Raw genomic sequence first — 17,431 nt, forward strand, 5'->3', positions numbered from 1 at the left:
TCAGCGAGTAGGAGGTGGCTTTCGTGGCGATGCCGGTTCCCGAACCGTTTCCCACACGGCTGCCTGCGGGGGATCGTTGGACCGCGACCGACCTCGACAACCTGCCCGATAACGGAATCCGGTACGAGGTGCTGAATGGCCAGCTCATCGTGAACGCCGCCCCGAAGCCGAAGCACCAGGTGCTTCTTCAGTGGCTTCAGGTCGCCCTGCTGGGAGTGCTACCGGAGGGCTATTGGCTATTACCCGGGATCGGGGTTCTGATCGGCGACGATGAGCCCATACCCGACCTTGTTGCAGGGACCGGCGAAAGACCGATGGAGGAACGCGGCGTCAAGGTAGAGCACGTCGTCCTCGCAGTCGAGATCGTCTCCGCGTCCACCACCCTGCAGGACCGCATGGTAAAACCCGCCGTCTATGCCGAGGCGGGGATTCCGAACTACTGGCGAATCGAGGCCAATCCCTTCAAGGGCCGCCTGCCCGGCGAGACGTTGCCGGTTCTGTTCGCCCATGCCCTCGGCGACAATGGCGAGTACGAACTGACGCACCGCATACCCGCCGGTGAACCCGCAACCCTGCACTCCCCGTTCGAGTTCACCATCGATCCGGCCGCGCTGCTGCGCTGAGGAATTCACTCTCCGCCGCACACCACGGCCCGGATCCGGCCGACTGTCTCGAACTGGTTGCTGCTACAACGGTTTTGATGCGCATCTTCCGAACAACGGCGTGTGCTGCCGCCGGGCACCCCGAATTCACGCTCGTCTTCCGGGGCGCCCCGGCTACTCCGCATGCCGCGGCGTGGATCGTGGGTCAGCTGGAGAACGCCGTGGCCCAGGGTGCCCGTTTCGCGGCCGGTGAGGAGTTCAGGGTCGGCTGGCGCCGGATGCGGGTCGTGGAACACGACGACCGGACGCTCGGGCTCACGGAACGGGTCGGCGACGACACCTGGGAGGAACAGGTCGACCGAACGCTGGGCGACATGTGGTTGCAGGTGAAAGCCGCCGCGGAACTCGAGCTGCCGGAGGTGCAGGACGCGCTGGACGAGGAGGAGATCGCGATCGTCCAGCCCTGTGCGTTCGACGCCGGCGTGATCGTGCTCAATCGGATGGGCCCGGACTCGCACCAGCCCGGCCAATGGGGCGTCAGCTGCGGGGACGAGCACGACCACGCGGCGTGGGACTTCATGAAGTTGTTCCGGCTGACCGCCGCCCTGCCGTTCCTCGCCCAATTCCTTGCCCTGCCACCGGAAACCGGTCTGATCATCGCGCGCGACACGGTGGACGCCGACGGCGGCGTCGTGGCCGAGGTGGCGTACCGGAACACGATGATCACCGCGGACGGCGGTGCGCGCTTCGGGCCGGATCCGGCACCCGGCGAGCCGGAATATCTCAGGCCGCACTTCTCGATCGAGCGGTTCGGGGAGGGGCTGTATCGCACGACGATCGGCCGGCGGCAGGGTCACCCGGATGTCGTGGCCCGGATTGCCGATCCGCCGGTGCCGGGCCTCGACGAGTCGCTGGTCGAATGGGTCCTGGACGATGTGCAGGACGCCATGGCCGTGGGCACCCGTTTCGCGTCCGGTCGGACGATCCGGATCGGCTGGCGGACCCTGCGGCTGACCGAGCGCGACGACGGGATGCTCGGACTGCTGGAACGGACCGGCGAGGACGCCTGGGCGGAACACGTCGAGCAGACGCTGGGTGAGACCTGGTACCAGAAGGAGGTCGCGGCGAGCCTGGGACTGGTCGAGGAGCTGGCATTTCCGCGCGACGACCAGTACGTGACGATCGCCGAATGCGTGCAACCGGACCTTTCCGCGCTGCTGCTGTGCCGCACCGAGGCCGGCGATCCGGACGACTCCGGATGGATGGTGTGCTGCCTGAACAGCCACGATCACGGCCCGTGGCGCCGCCGGACCACCTGGGAGGTCTCGCGTTCGATGCCGTTCGCCACCCAGTTCCTGGCGCTGCCCCCGGGCATCTCGGTCGCCATCGACGCTCCCGGCTCGACAGCCACCGGCCGCATCGGAGTCCGGGTCCTCTTCGGCGACCGGCGCATGCTCGCCCACCCGGACTCCTACCTGGCCCGGCTCGGCGCCGGCTGACCCGTGCCGCGTTCTCGCCGCGAAGATGACACAGACTGCCGCGCAACGTATTCCGATGCAGACCACCGCTCGGCCGGAATCTCGATCCGGTCGGTGTGTGGTGCGGTGTTGCGCGATCGGTACGCCGCACCAGTACATCTCGCGACCTATCCGGCCGGACTCGCCGTCGCTCGGCCCGTGCTGCGTTCTCGCCGCAGAGATGGCACCGGCTGCCGCGCAACGTACTCCGGCTCTGCCTACTCAGGCCGCCGCTCGGCCGGAAGTCTCGAGCGGGCGGTCGGACGGTGTGGGACGGCGTTCCGCACTGGTACGCCGCACCACGACATGGTGAGATCTGTTGGTAGCCGAGGCGATCGGCTGCCGGATGTGCGGTCTAGGCGGCCCGTCCGGAGGCGGCCGGTGCCTCGTTATGCTTGGCCCGCAGCAGTTCTCGGCGCTTGATGTCCTTCAATTTCATGGTCTTCGAACCGGGCTTGCGGGCCTCGTCGGCCAGCTGCTTGACGATGTATTTGCAGATGAACTCCTTGAGCTTCGCGCCGGGGACGCCGCCGAGGTAGAGGCCGTTCGCGACGTCGTTCCTGGCGGCGAGCTGGAAGATGCCGGCGCGCCGGCCGAGGCTGATGCATTGGCCGCCGAACGCCACGTCGACGGGTGCGGGCCGGGTGCCGCCGATCCGGCTGAGCACGGTGTCGGCGGCCTGCGGGCCCATCTGGGTCGCGGCCTGGCAGCTCATCCGGTACGGCAGGTCCGACGGTGCCGCCGCATCGCCGGCCGCGATGATGTGCGGGTCGTCCACGCTGGTCAGCGTCTCGTCGGTGCGCAGGCGGCCCACGGCATCGATGCTCAGCCCGCTGCGCGCGGCCAGGTCCGGCACGCCGAATCCGGCGGTCCAGACGCTCACCGCGCTCGACAGCCGGTGCCCGCCGCTGAGCCGCACGCTGTCGCGGGTCACGCCGGTCACGGTCGCGTCGGGGCCTTCGAGCACGGTAACGCCCAGTGCGGCAAGCCGTTTGGTCACCGAGCGTCGGCCCCGGGGATGCAGGTACGGTCCGAGTACGTCGCCGCACACCAGCGTCACCCGACGGCCCAGCTCCGCCAGCTCGGCGGCGGTCTCGATTCCCGTGGGCCCTGCCCCGACGACCGTCACCGCGGCCGCCGCGGGCACGGCCTCGACGGCCTGCCGCAACCGCTGCGCATCCTCGAAAGTAGCGATCGGATAGGCGAATTCGGCCGCCCCCGGCACGCGCGGATCGGCGCTGCCGCTGCCCACCGCGTACACCAGATAGTCGTAGCCGACCGATTCGCCACCCGCCAACGCCACGCAGCGCTCGGCCGCATCGATCCGCGTCACGGTGTCGACCATCAGCCCGACGCGTTCGTGCAGAACGTCCCGGTACTCGACGACCGCATCGTCGGACCCACCCACCAACTGGTGCAGGCGAATCCGCTCGACGAACGTCGAGCGCGGATTGATCAGGGTCACGCTCACGTCGTCGCGCAGCATCAGCCGATTCGCCGCCAGCACGCCGGCGTATCCGCCACCGATCACGACCACATCGATGTTCCCGTTCATGGTGTCTCCTTCGTGTCGAGGGGTCGTACACAAGACACCGCGAACTCGACAGCTGTGACATCGGATCCGGCCGGAGGGGCAGCGCCGGGCCGCCACGATGTAGGTGGCTTCCGGCCGGCACGCGGGCGGTACGCCAGGACAACGGACGCTCCCACAAGAGTTCACCACGGTAGCGGGGGCGCCGATGCGGACATCAGAACAGCCGCCGATCCCGGCTGGGCGACTGACCATCGGGAAGTGTGGGCGGGGTTGTGCGAGAAGCGAAATACCGCAGTTCCGGGGCGGCGTCGTTTCAGATCCCCGGCCTTGGATCGACTCCCGACCGTAGCTTCGGGACCTCGACATCTACGATTTGTCTCCTTCGTGCCGCCGGGGTGAAGTAGACAATCGTCAGGATTCAGGAGGGCACTGTGACCATCGAGGTTCCCGCAAAGCTGGCCGAGGCGCAGCTCCGGTACAACGGTGCGGCGGGGCGCGAGTTCATCGCGGGGCTACCCGCCCATGCGGCCCGGTACCTCACCGAATGGGAGCTCCGCCGAGACGGACCGCCGCTACACGGTCTGGCTTCTCTGGTGCTTCCGGTCGTCCGTGCCGACGGCACACCTGCCGCACTCAAGCTCCAGCTCCTCGACGAGGAGACCGAGAGCGAGCCCGCCGGCTTGCGGGCCTGGGCGGGCGACGGTGCGGTCCGGCTGCTGGACGCCGACCCAGCGACCGGAGTCATGCTGCTCGAACGTCTACACCCACACCACTCGCTGTCCTCGGTGACCGACGACGTCCAGGCCCTGACGTTGCTCACCGGTCTCCTCGCACGCCTCGTCGCCCACCCTGCCCCGCACGGGATACGCCGCTTGCACGACATTGCCCGCACGATGCTCGCGCAGACTCCGGAGGCGGCTCACCTGCTGCCGGACGACGAACGCGGGCTGATTCTCGCCTGTGCCGCGGCGGTCGCCGACCTGGTGGACGAGCCCGGCGACCGGCTGCTGCACTGGGACCTGCACTACGACAACGTGCTTGCCGCCGATCGCGAGCCGTGGCTCGCCATAGACCCGAAACCATTGGCCGGCGACCCCGGGTTCGATCTGATGCCCGCGTTGGACAATCGCTGGGATGCGCTCGTGGCCAGCGGAAACGTAGGGCGAGCAGTCCGGTACCGATTCGACCTCATGACCGAGATGCTCGGCCTCGACCGCAGGCGCGCGGCGGGCTGGACGCTGGGCCGCGCGCTACAGAACACACTGTGGGACCTGGAGGACGGCGAGCCGGGCATGTCCGAGCAACAACGAGTTGTCGCAGAAGCCGTCCTACCGACATGGAAGGGCAGGTAACGCCTCGACATCGGTCAGGTCGTCCAGGACGAGATCCTGTTCCGGACGCCGCACCACGCGGCGAGGTTCGCAAGGCTATTGGTCGATCGGGCGAGATCGAGAAGTGTAAGCCCGTCTATAGCGTCGGGCGCTATAATCGAGGTATGACCAGCCGGAGCGGTGTGCTGCGCGAGGTGATGCGCAAAACGGGCACCACCCAGTCCCAGTTGTCGAGGGTCAGTGGCGTCCGCCAGTCCAGTATCAGCCAGGTCCTGTCCGGCAAGCTGAATCTCAGCGATGAGCAGCTCGAGCGGCTGCTGTGCTGTATGGGTTACCGCCTCGAGGTCGTGCGGCGGCCCGTCGTCCCCGAGTTGACCCGCTCCGAGCGCCGCTCATGGCAGTTGCACAGCCGACTTTCGGTGCATTTGACCCGATCGAGCCTCGAGTCGTGGCTGCCGCGCATCGAACGCAATCTACAGCGACTTCGCGATGGAGTATCGGGTCAGCCGCATGTGCGCAATCTCGATCGCTGGCAGTCGCTGATCAAGCACCGGGATGTGCCAGGACTGCACCGCCTGCTCACCGGTCTCGACCGCGATTCGATCGAGATGCGTGAGGTCTCCCCGATGGGCGGGCTGCTCTCGCAAGACGAGCGCGCCGATGTTCTCGGCCTCGCGGGCTGATGCGGCGCGATCAGCTGGAGCACGCTATCCGCTGGGCGAGGGCAGTGAGTGGCGTGTCTCGCTCCGCACCTCGGCAGCGGCCTGCGGTCGGCTCGCGGCGCGGATTTCGGAACTCCACCCGTGGGGCAGTCCGGAAATGACCGCGACCCCGGTCAATTGGTGCCTGGACACCTACGTGGAGTGGGTCGAGCGCACTACAGCCGGGCAGGGATAGGCACGCGAGCGGATGCTGTCCGGCGTGTCAGTTCGGCCGCGCCGGTGGTGCCCTCCTTCGCGCAGCGCTGTGCGACTTCGTGGATGCGGACGAGTGGTCGAGCGGATGCGACGCTGCCCGCGAGTGCGGAGGCTCTAGCCGTGGAACCTGGTTGTCTCGCAGAGAGTCCCGCGGAGGAAGGTTCGACCGTCGGCGTCGTCGCGTGTGCGCCGGACAAGCGTCATGAATTCCGTTCGTATACTTGACCTTTCGACTCCATTTCTCGTTCCGCAGCGGAGGCGCGCCGTGGGAGCCGGGTTGCGCCCGACGTCAATTCGTCGCGGAAGGTGTCGTAGGCGCGGTAGAGCGACGCCAGCCGGGCGCCGCCGCCGAAATCTCGTCCGGCATCGCGTTGGGCGGACCCGACCAACGCCGCGTAGGTGATGGCGGCGACGAATTCGCCGGTCGTGTACTCGGCCTGCGGCGCCTCCGGCAAGGGGTCGAGCCGCACCGTTTCGGCGATGTGTCGGTCGATGGCGCGGACGCAGCGCCTTCTCTCCGACATCACGGCGGCGAGCCGATAGGCCGCGTCGACCAGGCTGTCGGCATCGGACGGGAGATGATCGATCAGGGTTCCGATCGCGAGGAACCGCTGCTTGTCCAGCGGGAGCATCTCGGCGACAACGACGTGCAGGGGGTTGTCGCGGTCGGTGCCGCCCATCGCGTCGAGTACGTCGTCGAGAGTCGGCAGCGGAGTAGCCGGCGCGGGCTCAGGCATCGAGCTTCCGAGTGTCATTCGCAGAGTTCGCCTTTCGTTTGTCTCTGATGTGGTCGTCCAATCGCCTCTCGGCGTATTCGGCGGACGAGCCGAGGGGCTTTCCAAGGCCGGTTTCGTGTCTTCAGTTGCCGGGGCCACTATTGCGTCCGTCCGGTGTCCGGCTTGATGTGCTGGGCCTCCACCAGCACCTGATATGCCGCACGCTTGCGTGGGCAGTCCTCCTGGCGGCAGGCCCTGTGTTGCTGCATCGCCGCATGGGGTGCGCCACGAGGCGCTGTTATCCATATTGGAGGTGGAATGACTCCGAAGTGATTGTGTCGCAGCACGATTGCTGTAGCTGAGGGCAGCCTGGTCCGGGAGACGCCGGGGAGGGTGGGAGCAGCCCTGACAAAGCCGGGACGCGTCAGTACTGCCGAATGGTGTGGGTCCGGCAAGCGTGGGACAAAGGTAGACGCGAGAAACCAGTGGTAGAAGCCCCTCGAGGTTATGCGCCGGCTCGAACTCGGTGGATATGGGCCGGATAGCGGTGCGCACCCGTCGCCTGTGAGGGCGGCGGGGAACTTTTCCGTCGGTGTCTCATAGTCCGGCGGGGAGGTCACGGTGAAGGTCTGCGGCGTAGCCGTGACGATGCCGCAGGGGTAGAGCTGGCTGCCTCCTGTCCCGAATGGATGACAGTGAACGTGGGAACCATCCCGTCTCGCCCACCGCACACCGCTGCCAGCGGTGTGCGGTGGGCAGGCCCGTCGTCGGCTGGTGGGGCGTGGGTGGGGCGGAGGGGTCGTAGTAGTCGGAGGCCGGGAGAGCCGGTCACAGGGCGAAGGACCCCAGTGGATTTCAGCGGAGAGGGGCTGTAATGGCCGGAGGCGCTTGTGAATACGGGTGAATCGTGGCCGGACTTCGACGAAGCCTGGTCGCGAGTACGGCGGATGCAGGCCAAACTGCACTGGTGGGCGATCCGGGATCCGGGTCGCGTGTTCGAGGATCTGCACAATCTGGTGAGTGATCCGGCGTTTCTGGTGCATGCCTGGGAACGGGTGCGTAGCAACAAAGGTGGCCGAACCGCCGGGGTTGATGGGGTGAAGCCTGCCTCGATCCCGAGGAACTCGATGGTCTTGTTGTCGCGGCTGCGAACGGAGTTGAAGGACCGGAGCTTCCGTCCGGACCGGGTCCGGGAGAAGTCGATTCCGAAACCGGGCAGCACGGACAAGAAGCGCCGGTTGGGGATACCGACCGCAGGCGACCGCATTGTTCAGGCGGCGTTGAAGTTGGTACTCGAGCCGATCTTCGAGGCGGATTTCCAGCCCGGTTCCTACGGGTTCCGCCCGAATCGTCGCGCTCAGGACGCGATCGCCGAGATTCACTTGTTCGGCAACCGGGGTTACACCTGGGTGCTGGAGGCCGATATCGAGGCGTGTTTCGACCGGATCGACCACACGGCCCTGATGGACCGGATGCGTCACCGGATCAGGGACAAACGCGTTCTCGCCCTGGTCAAGTCGTTTCTCAAAGCAGGAATCCTCAGCGAGGACGGCATCGACCGGGAAGCGCTCACCGGAACCCCGCAGGGCGGGATTCTGTCGCCTTTGCTGGCGAATATCGCCCTGTCGGTGCTCGATGACCACTATCAACACAAGTGGGATGCCTTCTCTGCCGGGAAGCCCTCGCCGAACGCGGGCTGGCAGGGACGGCAACGAGAGCGCCGCAACGGGGGCGCGACCTACCGGCTCGTCCGCTACGCGGACGATTTCGTGGTCCTGGTCAACGGCGAGAGACACCACGCCGAACAAGCCAGGACCGAGGTCGCGGACATTCTGGCCCCGATGGGTTTGACCCTGTCGGAGCCGAAAACCCATGTGGTGCACATGGATACCGGGTTCGACTTCCTCGGCTGGCGCATCCAGCGCCGGACGAAGCCGGGCACGGTGAACAAGGCAGTGATTCACACCTATCCGTCGAAGAAGTCGCTGGCTTCGATCATGCGGAAGGTGAAGTTTCACACGCGCAGATCCGCACCCTACAAGACGTTGGCCGACATGCTCTTTCACCTGAACCGAACGGTCCGGGGCTGGTGTCTCTATTTCCGACACGGTGTCTCGTTTGCTACCTACCGCTACCTGCAGCACTACACGTGGGTTCGCGCCATGAGGTGGCTCTACAAGAGACACTCGCGCCTGAGCTGGCGCAAAGTGCTTCGCCGGTATTGCACCCCGGCTCCGATGCGCCGCCCAGCAGAGAACGGGATCGTGCTCTATAACCCGACCGACACCGGAATCGAACGCTACCGGTGGCGTGGCTACACCATCCCGACACCCTGGAGCAACGCGGCACAACGTCTGGCGACAACCACGCCAGCATGAATTCCATGGAGAGCCGGATGCGGTGAAAGCCGCACGTCCGGTTCGGAGGGCGGTCACGGGAAACGGAACTGCGGCAACGCAATTACCGCGCCCGTGATCGACCCTACCCTGCCGTATTGTGAACGGCCGCCCCGGCGCAGCGTGCGTGTACGCCACGAACTCGAGGGCCTGTATCGATTCCTCGCTGTTACCTTCGGCCTCCTCGTCCGGCTCGTTGCGCAGCAGCACCCCGACCAGGCCGCCGAAGATCACCACGAGCGCCATGAGTACCGACCAGGCTGTGGCGGTGCTCATGCCCGGCCCACCTGGTAGGGGAAAGTCGCCCAGCGCGCGAAACTCAGTCGCGGAGTAGCGGTTTCAACGTCCACGATGCACATGAGCGCCTGCAACTGGATCGCGTTCAGATGACCGGGTGACGGCACGATCACAGCGTCGACATCAGCGGCGCGCACCTGGTCGACCAGCGGCAGCGCGGACGGGTCGGGCCAGTACAGGGCATAGCCGAGCCGCCGCGCGAGCCGGCGGATTCTGGCGTTCTCCCATTCCCCCCACGGACTGGTGTTCGGATCGACCCAAGCAAACGCTGTCGGATGTGCCCGCATAGCCCGTTGCCTTTCCCGCGCCGGTTGGTTGTAGGGCACCCACCGCCGGGGAGTCGGATCGGGAGTTGTTGCCAGGACCCCGGCGGCGGGGCCACTCGAACGCTAAGCGCGGGAGAGCGGAATTCTTGTCCCGTGAGGACAACAGCCGAAATCGGTTAGCGCGGGGCCATTCCCATACGGTGAGCCAGCCCGCGCAGTTCTCGTCCGGTGTGGTCGCGGGAGGCCGTGGGTAGCAGATCGGTTACGGTTTCGCGGATCAAGACGTTGTTGCGAACGTACTGCGGTGCCAGCTGTTCGGCGGTCACGAGGGATTGGACGCTGTGGACTCGTGTCGCCCGGTCGGTGGCCAGTGCCCGGCCGAGATCGCCGTGAAAGCTGGCTTGCCAGGCACGCAGCGGGATCGTGTCGGGGTGCGCACCGTGAGCGAGTTCGGCCACCTTGCTGCCCTCGCCGAGTTCGGTAGCCAGCGACACCCGCCACAGCTGCACGTTATCCGGCCCGAAGTACAGCCCAGCGAAGTTCTCGTGGTGCTCGGGCAACCGCTGCGCCAAGTCATCGGCTTCGGCGAGGTGGTCATAGGTGCGTACCGTGTCCCCCTGGACGGCACACGCCAACGCCGCGATGAAGTGCAAGGTGCCGGCAACCTGAATCGCGTTCGGTCCCGGCGTCGCTGTCAGATCGTCGACCGCCCGCACCGCCAGATCGTATTGACGTTGCCGGGCCCCGGGTCCGCCCATGATGCCGCGCAGGTAGGCGGCGTATCCGAGCCATTCGGGTTCGTTCAGCTCTTGCGCGCAGTCGTGGGCCGCGCGCACGGCCATCATCGGCAGTCCGCGGACGCCGAGGTTCTTGCAGACCGACGCGGCGGCCCGGTACGCGTAGATCAAGGCCACCAGCACGTCCCGGCGGCGTTCAGGGTCTCGCGCATAGTGGGCGTGCAGTTCCCCGAGCAGGCCGGGCAGGACATGACCCATCGCGGCGTAGTCGGCGTTCTCCCGCAACTGCTCGGTGAGGGTGCTGACCGCTTCAGCCACGTCGGGCCAGGGCCGAACAGCAACGCCGGGGTCTTCGCCGAGATCGTAGGTCTCCAAGGCGGCCTCGACTCCGGTGATCGCCGCGTGTGCTTCGTTGGTGAGTGGGTCGGTAGGTGGAAAGGGCCTACCGGTCAATTCCTGTGGTGCTACTCGTAGCGCGGTGGCGAGATCCTCGAGCAATCGGCGGCTGTCGACGTGCTTGTCTCCTCGTTCCAGCTTGCCGAGGTATCCGAAGGAGATGCCCGCGAGATCAGCGGTCACTTGGAGGGATTGTCCGCGCCACGCCCGGATTTCCCGCAACCTCCGTCCGAGATCGTTCGGCGGGGTGACCCCACCTTCGTTTCCCACACCCATAGATCCCACGCTACGACCACGGGTTGCCTTGTGCAGGGCTTCGTGGACTGCGGATCTTACGGTTGTTCGGGGAGCCGGAACGAGCCGTCGCTACAGCTCGTGGAGCCGCATGTGCAGAGTCGCCCCACGTCCCGTTTCCGGATGTGCCAAAATCGCAAATATGGACGCGAAGGCGCTTGGTAGGCGGATCGCGGAGGCTCGAGTCGCCGCCGGCATGTCACAGGGGCAGCTGGCCGCAGCGTTGGACCAGGTCGACCACACGACGATCAGCAAAATGGAGTCGGGAACTCGACGCGTCTCGGCTACCGAGATGTTCGCGATCGCCGAGAAGCTCGACAAGCCTCTGCAGTGGTTCGTGATGGATGAAGTACCTGCGGCGATCAGCCGCCGCACCGACGCAGGGTTCGATCCCGGGGTCACCGCGCGCGTGGACGAGGCGATCGAGTTGCTGGCCGACGATATGCGATCGCTGATGCGTAAAGGGCTGATCTCTGCGGTGCCGCGACCAGAGTCGGCGGTGCCCGGCTGTCATGAGGACGCTGAGCGGATCGCGCAGGAGACGCGCAAGCGGATCGGGCTGGACGGCGAGCCCATCATCGACGTCCTGTCCGTCTGCGAGAAGCTCGGAATGTACGTGTTCGTGGGTGACTACGGCGAGTCGGCGGACGGCGCATGCGTCATTGTCGACGGGGACGGCGACACGGCAGTGGCCGCCGCAGTGATCAACGCTGAGCAGCCGCGAGGCCGCAAGCGGGTCACCGTCGCCCATGAGCTGGCGCACTGGTTGATAGGCGACGCCTATGATGCGCACAGCTCAGACTCCGAAACCATGGTCAAGTCGGTCGCGATCCACTTCCTGATCCCCCGCGCGGGGGCGGGGAAGCTGTGGAGTGACTACCCGCATGACAGCCCGCGCCGTCGCGCCATCCGCATCGCCGGCACCTATCGGGTGTCATGGACCGCGACGGTCAACCAGCTCAAAAACATCGGGCTGATAGACGAGTACGACCGCGTCGCGCTCGCACGGGACGTTCCCGTCACCAGTGACTTCGCCGCAGTAGGAGTTCCGTTCCGCGCCGATGACCTGGTTGCCCCCCGGCTGTCCCCGCAACTGGCCGCAGCGGTGGTCCGAGGGTACGAAGCTGCCAAGCTCACGCGTAAGCGGACCTTACAGATGCTGCGCGGATCGATCAGTGACGCCGAGCTACGCACACGCGACAACTCACCCTTCGAGGTGATCGACGGAGATGCTTGACCCTTGGGTTATGGACACGAGCGTGTTCACCCATTGGCACCGCGCAGGTCACGGCGAGATACTGCGAAGGCTCTCCCCTGGCGGGCAGGTGATTCTGATCCCGGACGCGGTGAACGCGGAGGTTGAGGTGGCGCGTGAGAAGTACTCCGGGATTCCGGCGATAGCCGAGTGCGAATGGGTCAAACTCGTCGTCCTCGATTCCGACGAGGGAGCGGTGCAACTGGCGATCCAGTCCGACCTGGGAGCGGAGACACCCGCCGAGCATGCCGGTGAAGCCGCGGTGATCGCCTACGCGCACGCACACGGGTGCACCGCGATCCTCGACGAACGCGAGGCGATCAGCCAGGCCGACGAGTACACGGTCCAGGCGCGGGATTCGATGTGGATCATCATCGAGGCGCTCCACGTCCTCGATGACGTCGATCGTGGCGGGGCGGAGCGGATCGTCGACGACCTCCTTGCGACAGAGATGTGGCTGCCAGTGAAGTCCGGCGCGAGTCTCGTCGGATGGGCCTACGAAGTCGGGTACATGCCGCACGCCAGCCGACTCGCTGCCTCACCTGGATGAACAGCGGTGCGCTAGCGGTTGATCGGGCGGATGCGGTTCGGGCTGGCAACCCGCCGCAACTGGTCGATCATCGCCGTGGTGCGGCAGCCGGAGTCGTTGGGTGTGTCGGCGGTGTGGCGGGAATAAGGCCGCCGGTCGCCGTGCTGCACGGCGCATGCCGAAACCTTTCACGGAGGCCGAGCGTCAGGAGTTCCTCGCGGACAAGCACATTGCCGTGCTGTCGGTCGCGACGAGCGACGGTCGCCCGCCCGCAACCGTCCCGATCTGGTACGACTACACCCCCGGCGGCAGCATCCGGATCAACACCGGTGCCAACAGCCGCAAGGCCCGGTTGGTCCGGGAGGCCGGCGCGGTGACCCTGGTCGTGCAGCGGGAAGAGCTGCCGTACCAGTACGTCATCGTCGAGGGCACCGTCGTCGACACCGCGATCCCCGCCCCGCGGGGAGCGCGGGAGGAGATCGCCGTCCGCTACCTCGGCCCGGAGGGTGGCCGCGCCTTCGCCGACAGCATGGAGGGCTCCGAGTCCGTGCTGTTCACCATCCGTCCCGACCGCTGGATCACCCAGGACTACTCGGGCGATCTCTGAAAGCCGTTCGGGGCCTGCGGAACCGGGATCGGCCTCGGCGCGTCGGCCAGGACTCGACCGCCGCCGCGGCCGTACTCGCCTGCTGTTCGATCGGCGCGAAGTGGTTTCCGGGAATCTCGATGACGTCGTCGACATCCGGGGCGGCGCGAGATGGATGCCGACCGGCTGATCACCGGCGCGCAATAGCAGTTTCGGCGCGGTGACCGCCGGAGCCGGCGACGACTCCAAGGTGCCAGGCCGTTCGTCCTATCCGGAAGCGGTTCTCCGGCAGCGAATTCCGGATTCGGGGCTACCCACGGCTGCCTCCGGATCGGCAATGCCGTGTGCTTGCGGGGTCGGCAGCCCTCACGTCACGGCCGTTCCGCTCCGCCCGGCGACGTCACCGCTTCCAGGCTGCCGCGCGGTGCGACCCAGCGGTGATTCAGGTCGACGACCGTGGCCACGGTGTCGAAGTCGGCATCGTAGTGCACCAGCAGAAGCCGATGTTCCACGGCGAGAACGGCTGTCAGCAGGTCCGCGATGCCGACCTCCCGATGCCGTCCGCTTCCCGCCAGGACGCGCTGCACCGAGAAGGCGCGCCGCCAGTGGTCGTCGTCGGTGGGCAGGTACTCGTAGGCGACTCGTCGGTCGGACCGGATCCGCTCGTATTCCGCCGGGCCGCGCGCGCTGAAGAGCGCTTCGGCGTCGAGCGTCGCGCAGGTCGCCACCGTGCCCGACTGCATCATGGGTGCGAGCACCCGCGCGACGCCGGGGTGGCGCATGCGAGCCGCCGCGCTGGTGTCGATGAGGAACCGTGATGTCACCGCCACACGTCGGCCCGCTGCTCGGGCTCCGCCAGCGACTCCATGCCGCCGTCGGTCAGCCATTCGATCTGGCGGGCGCGGGCCGCGGCGGCCGCCGCCGAGCGGAGCGCCGTGCGGACGGTGTCCGAGACCCCGGAGGTGCCGAGTTCGCGCTGGGCCGCCTCCAGCAGCTCGTCGTCTATGTCGATCAGTCGTTTCGTCACCGCGGCCCTTCGGGATATATATCCTGTCGACAACTAGTATATACTTTGCGAATCGGGATGTCGCGGTTGCGTAATGGGCCGGTGCGACGATTTCCATCCTGAGGTCGCGTCCACCGGAGGAGGGGATTCATGCTGCCGGATGCACCGGCGCTTCAGCTGGCCGGGTTGTACAAGAGGTTCGGCGGGCCCTGGGTGGTGGACGGGGTGAGTCTCACAGTGCCGCCCGGTTCGTTCTTCGGGCTGGTGGGGCCGAACGGGGCCGGGAAGACCACGACGTTGTCGATGGCGGTGGGCCTGCTGCGGCCCGATGCCGGACAGTCGCACATCTTCGGGTCCGACGTGTGGGCGGATCCGGTGCGGGCCAAGGCGATCGTCGGGGTGCTGCCGGACGGGCTGGCGCTGCCGGAGCGGCTGACCGGTCGCGAATTGCTCACCTACACCGGCCTTTTGCGCGGCATGGCCGCGGGCACCGTGGCCGAGCGGGCGCAGGAACTGCTCGCCGTCCTCGAACTCACCGGCGCCGAGAACACCTTGGTCGTCGACTACTCCGCCGGTATGCGCAAGAAGATCGGCCTGGCGACAGCGCTGCTGCACGCGCCGAAACTGCTCGTTCTCGACGAGCCGTTCGAGGCCGTCGATCCGGTGTCGGCCGGGACGATCCGCACCATCCTGCGCCGATTCGTCGACGCCGGTGGTTCGGTGGTGCTGTCGAGTCATGTGATGGCGCTGGTGGAAAACCTCTGCGATCGTCTCGCGGTGATCCACCGCGGGCAGGTGGTGAGCGCGGGCACCGTGGCCGAGGTGCGCGGTGACGGCTCCCTGGAGGAGGCGTTCGTGCGGCTGGTGGGCGGCCGGGTCGGCGGCGACGAGGGACTGTCGTGGTTGGCGTCCTGATCCGGATGCGGTGGCGGCTCACCGCACGCTCGCTCAGCACCGGTCAGGCCGCGATCGGGTTCTGGGTCGGGCTCCTGCTCGGGCTTGCCGCGGGCGTGGTCACCGCGGCGCTGATGGCCGTGGCCGGGCACGACTGGGACATCCGGGCGGCGGTCAATGCCGCCGCGGCGCTGTATGCGGTGTGGACACTGGGCTGGCTGTGCGGGCCGATTCTCGCGGGCAGCAGCGACGAGACGTTGCAGCCGGAGCATTTCCGGCTCCTGCCGATCAGCTATCGCCGACTGGCGGTCGGCCTGCTGGCCGTGGCCTTCACCGGGCCGGCGGCCGCGGTGAACCTGATCGCGTTCGGCGGGCTGGTGCTGTTGGCGGCCCAGCTGGGTGTCGTGCCGGCGCTCGTCGCGGCGGTCGGCGCCGTGCTGCACCTGGTCTTCGTGGTGCTGCTGTCGCGGGTGCTGCTGGCCTGGATCGGCGCGGCCATGCGGTCGCGGCGCGGTCGCGATCTGGGCGTGCTGGTGGCCGCCTTGGCGGGCCTGGCCTACTACCCGATGCAACTGCTGGTGACGTCCGTGGGCCCGAAGCTGGAACATGCCTCGAATCCGGTGCGGCTCGCCCTGCGGATATCCCCGTCGGGGTGGGCGCCGTACGCCGTCGAGACGGCCGCGCGCGGGCAGTGGTGGCTGTCGGTGCTGTGCCTGCTGGGTCTTGCGCTGCTGTCGATGGCGCTGTGGCAGGCGTGGGCGGTGCTGTTGCGGCGCCGCCTCACCACGACGGCCGCGCCCGCGGGACCGGTCCGGGCACAGGGCGGCGGGCTGCTGGATCGGGTGTTTCCGGCGAATCCCGTTGGCGCCGTGGTGATCAAGGAGCTGCGCACCTGGTGGCGCGACGGGCGCCGGCGGGCGGCGCTGCTGCCGCTGCTGGCGATCGGCATCGTGCTGCCGGTGATCCTGTCCCTGCAGGGCGCGGGCTCGCCGATCCCGTTCGTGGGGACCTTCGTGGTGTGGATGGTCGCGATGGCCAGCGCGAACATGTACGCGTTCGACGGCACGGCGCTGTGGCACACGCTGGTGATCCCCGGAGCGAACCGGGCCGATGTGCGCGGGCGAGCGATCGCCTGGGTGGTCATGGTCGTGCCGCCCGCCGTGCTGGTCACCCTGATCCTGCCGGGGGCGTTCGGCCACGCCGAGTTCTACCCGTGGGCGGTGTCGACCCTGCCCGTATTCGTCGGCGTCGGCGTGAGCACGGCGTTGTTCCTGTCGGTGTACGCCGCCTACCCGCTGCCGCCGCAGAGCGGCAATCCCTTCGCCGGAGGCGGCGGCAGTCCCGGCTGCGCCCGGGCGCTGGTACAGCTCTCGGTCGGCTTCGGGCAGTTGGTGGTGAACCTCCCGGTCGTCGCCATCCTGGGAATCGGTGTCGCCCTGGACAGTTGGCTCGTCCAGTGGTGTGCCCTGCCGATCGGGGTGGCGCTGGGATGCGGTGCCGCCGTCCTGGGGGCGCGGGTCGCGGAGAAGCGACTGGATACGCACGGGCCCGAACTGCTCGCCGAGATCGAACCGAAGTAAACCGCTGATCGACCGGGTTGTCGGTGCGCCCGGTTACGCTGCCGCCATGACGAGCGTTCGATACATCAACCCCGCGACCATGCACAGCAGTTCCGCCTTCACGCAGGCGGTCCGGGTGCCCGCAGGCTACGACACGGTGTATGTCGGCGGGCAGAACGGGGTCGATGCCACCGGCCGGGTGGTCGGTCCCGACGTGAAAAGCCAAGTGCCCCAGGCACTGACGAATCTACAGACCTGCCTGGTGTCCGCCGGCGCCGATCTGGGACACGTGGTGAAGTGGACGATCCTGGCCAAGGAGGGTGAGTCCCTCCAGGACGGCTTCGCGGCCTTCCTCGAGATCTGGGGCGAGCGCCCGAACCCACCCGCCATCACGGTGGTGCAGGTATCCGGCTTCGCCGTTCCCGGCGCCGTCGTGGAAATCGAGGCGGTGGCGGCGATCCCGCCCGCCTGATCGGGAGCGGGCGCCGGTGCGCGATTTCGCCCGCACTGCGCGGCCGTCTCGGCGATTCAACGAGGTCTGCACAAACGGTGGTCGTCGTCGTGACCGTGTCACCGTTCGGCGGGCACAGAGGCAGGCC

At 67.5% G+C, this 17,431-nt stretch carries 18 protein-coding genes; 12 read left to right on the top strand and 6 right to left on the bottom strand.

Annotated features, from left to right (window positions below; genetic code table 11):
* The first annotated feature begins 29 nt into the window (after positions 1–29).
* Positions 30–623: a Uma2 family endonuclease gene (locus D892_RS0115560; RefSeq protein ID WP_024802127.1), complete on the top strand. Its 594-nt coding sequence runs from the start codon at positions 30–32 to the stop codon at positions 621–623.
* A gap of 77 nt (positions 624–700) precedes the next feature.
* Complete coding sequence (locus D892_RS0115565; protein ID WP_024802128.1) at positions 701–2,101, top strand: hypothetical protein; 1,401 nt, start codon at positions 701–703, stop codon at positions 2,099–2,101.
* Between the two features lie 373 nt (positions 2,102–2,474).
* Here the strand turns inward: D892_RS0115565 and D892_RS0115570 are convergent, their stop codons facing one another.
* Positions 2,475–3,674 carry an NAD(P)/FAD-dependent oxidoreductase gene (locus D892_RS0115570; protein WP_024802129.1) on the bottom strand — a complete coding sequence of 400 codons (1,200 nt, stop codon included), beginning with the start codon at positions 3,672–3,674 and terminating at the stop codon, positions 2,475–2,477.
* 410 nt (positions 3,675–4,084) lie between these two features.
* Between D892_RS0115570 and D892_RS0115575 the strand changes: the two genes are divergently transcribed.
* The 3 genes from D892_RS0115575 (at position 4,085) to cutA (ending at position 5,881) form a co-directional block, all read left to right on the top strand.
* Positions 4,085–5,005, top strand: a complete 921-nt coding sequence (locus D892_RS0115575) for an aminoglycoside phosphotransferase family protein (protein ID WP_036567097.1) — start codon at positions 4,085–4,087, stop codon at positions 5,003–5,005.
* 143 nt (positions 5,006–5,148) lie between these two features.
* Positions 5,149–5,667 (top strand): helix-turn-helix transcriptional regulator, encoded by a 519-nt coding sequence (locus D892_RS0115580; protein WP_232236094.1) that lies wholly within the window; start codon positions 5,149–5,151, stop codon positions 5,665–5,667.
* Positions 5,645–5,881: a divalent cation tolerance protein CutA gene (cutA, locus tag D892_RS49625; protein ID WP_084161087.1), complete on the top strand. Its 237-nt coding sequence runs from the start codon at positions 5,645–5,647 to the stop codon at positions 5,879–5,881. The genes D892_RS0115580 and cutA overlap by 23 nt, the downstream gene beginning before the upstream one ends.
* A 220-nt stretch (positions 5,882–6,101) precedes the next feature.
* Here the strand turns inward: cutA and D892_RS0115585 are convergent, their stop codons facing one another.
* Positions 6,102–6,638, bottom strand: coding sequence for a hypothetical protein (locus tag D892_RS0115585; protein WP_156959523.1), 537 nt, complete (start codon positions 6,636–6,638; stop codon positions 6,102–6,104).
* 869 nt (positions 6,639–7,507) lie between these two features.
* Between D892_RS0115585 and ltrA the strand changes: the two genes are divergently transcribed.
* Complete coding sequence (gene ltrA, locus D892_RS0115590; protein ID WP_024801232.1) at positions 7,508–8,995, top strand: group II intron reverse transcriptase/maturase; 1,488 nt, start codon at positions 7,508–7,510, stop codon at positions 8,993–8,995.
* A gap of 290 nt (positions 8,996–9,285) precedes the next feature.
* On the opposite strand, the gene D892_RS0115595 is transcribed toward ltrA, so the two are convergent.
* Complete coding sequence (locus D892_RS0115595) at positions 9,286–9,597, bottom strand: hypothetical protein (protein WP_024802133.1); 312 nt, start codon at positions 9,595–9,597, stop codon at positions 9,286–9,288.
* Positions 9,598–9,752: 155 nt separating this feature from the next.
* Positions 9,753–10,985 (bottom strand): helix-turn-helix domain-containing protein, encoded by a 1,233-nt coding sequence (locus tag D892_RS0115600; RefSeq protein WP_024802134.1) that lies wholly within the window; start codon positions 10,983–10,985, stop codon positions 9,753–9,755.
* Between the two features lie 160 nt (positions 10,986–11,145).
* Between D892_RS0115600 and D892_RS0115605 the strand changes: the two genes are divergently transcribed.
* The 3 genes from D892_RS0115605 (at position 11,146) to D892_RS0115620 (ending at position 13,394) form a co-directional block, all read left to right on the top strand.
* Positions 11,146–12,240: a helix-turn-helix domain-containing protein gene (locus tag D892_RS0115605; protein ID WP_024802135.1), complete on the top strand. Its 1,095-nt coding sequence runs from the start codon at positions 11,146–11,148 to the stop codon at positions 12,238–12,240.
* A 10-nt stretch (positions 12,241–12,250) separates the two neighbouring features.
* On the top strand, positions 12,251–12,808 hold the full coding sequence (locus D892_RS0115610; protein WP_024802136.1) for a hypothetical protein: 558 nt from the start codon (positions 12,251–12,253) through the stop codon (positions 12,806–12,808).
* Between the two features lie 154 nt (positions 12,809–12,962).
* Entirely contained in the window at positions 12,963–13,394 is a 432-nt protein-coding gene (locus D892_RS0115620; RefSeq protein WP_024802137.1) for a pyridoxamine 5'-phosphate oxidase family protein, read from the top strand.
* A gap of 350 nt (positions 13,395–13,744) precedes the next feature.
* Here the strand turns inward: D892_RS0115620 and D892_RS0115625 are convergent, their stop codons facing one another.
* Both D892_RS0115625 and D892_RS0115630 read right to left on the bottom strand, forming a co-directional pair.
* Positions 13,745–14,197, bottom strand: coding sequence for a PIN domain-containing protein (locus D892_RS0115625; protein ID WP_232236095.1), 453 nt, complete (start codon positions 14,195–14,197; stop codon positions 13,745–13,747).
* The gene (locus D892_RS0115630; RefSeq protein ID WP_024802139.1) at positions 14,194–14,400 is read right to left on the bottom strand and encodes a hypothetical protein; all 207 of its coding nucleotides are present in this window, start codon (positions 14,398–14,400) and stop codon (positions 14,194–14,196) included. The genes D892_RS0115625 and D892_RS0115630 overlap by 4 nt, the downstream gene beginning before the upstream one ends.
* A 129-nt stretch (positions 14,401–14,529) precedes the next feature.
* On the opposite strand from D892_RS0115630, the gene D892_RS0115635 reads away from it, so the two are divergent.
* The 3 genes from D892_RS0115635 to D892_RS0115645 are packed head-to-tail and all read left to right on the top strand — an operon-like array spanning position 14,530 to position 17,304.
* A complete protein-coding gene (locus D892_RS0115635; protein WP_024802140.1) occupies positions 14,530–15,294 on the top strand; it encodes an ABC transporter ATP-binding protein in 765 nt (254 codons plus the stop codon).
* A complete protein-coding gene (locus tag D892_RS0115640; protein ID WP_024802141.1) occupies positions 15,279–16,853 on the top strand; it encodes a hypothetical protein in 1,575 nt (524 codons plus the stop codon). The genes D892_RS0115635 and D892_RS0115640 overlap by 16 nt, the downstream gene beginning before the upstream one ends.
* Before the next feature lie 46 nt (positions 16,854–16,899).
* On the top strand, positions 16,900–17,304 hold the full coding sequence (locus D892_RS0115645) for a RidA family protein (protein ID WP_024802142.1): 405 nt from the start codon (positions 16,900–16,902) through the stop codon (positions 17,302–17,304).
* Positions 17,305–17,431 lie beyond the last annotated feature (127 nt).

This window comes from Nocardia sp. BMG51109 (assembly GCF_000526215.1).
Classification (GTDB): Bacteria; Actinomycetota; Actinomycetes; order Mycobacteriales; family Mycobacteriaceae; genus Nocardia.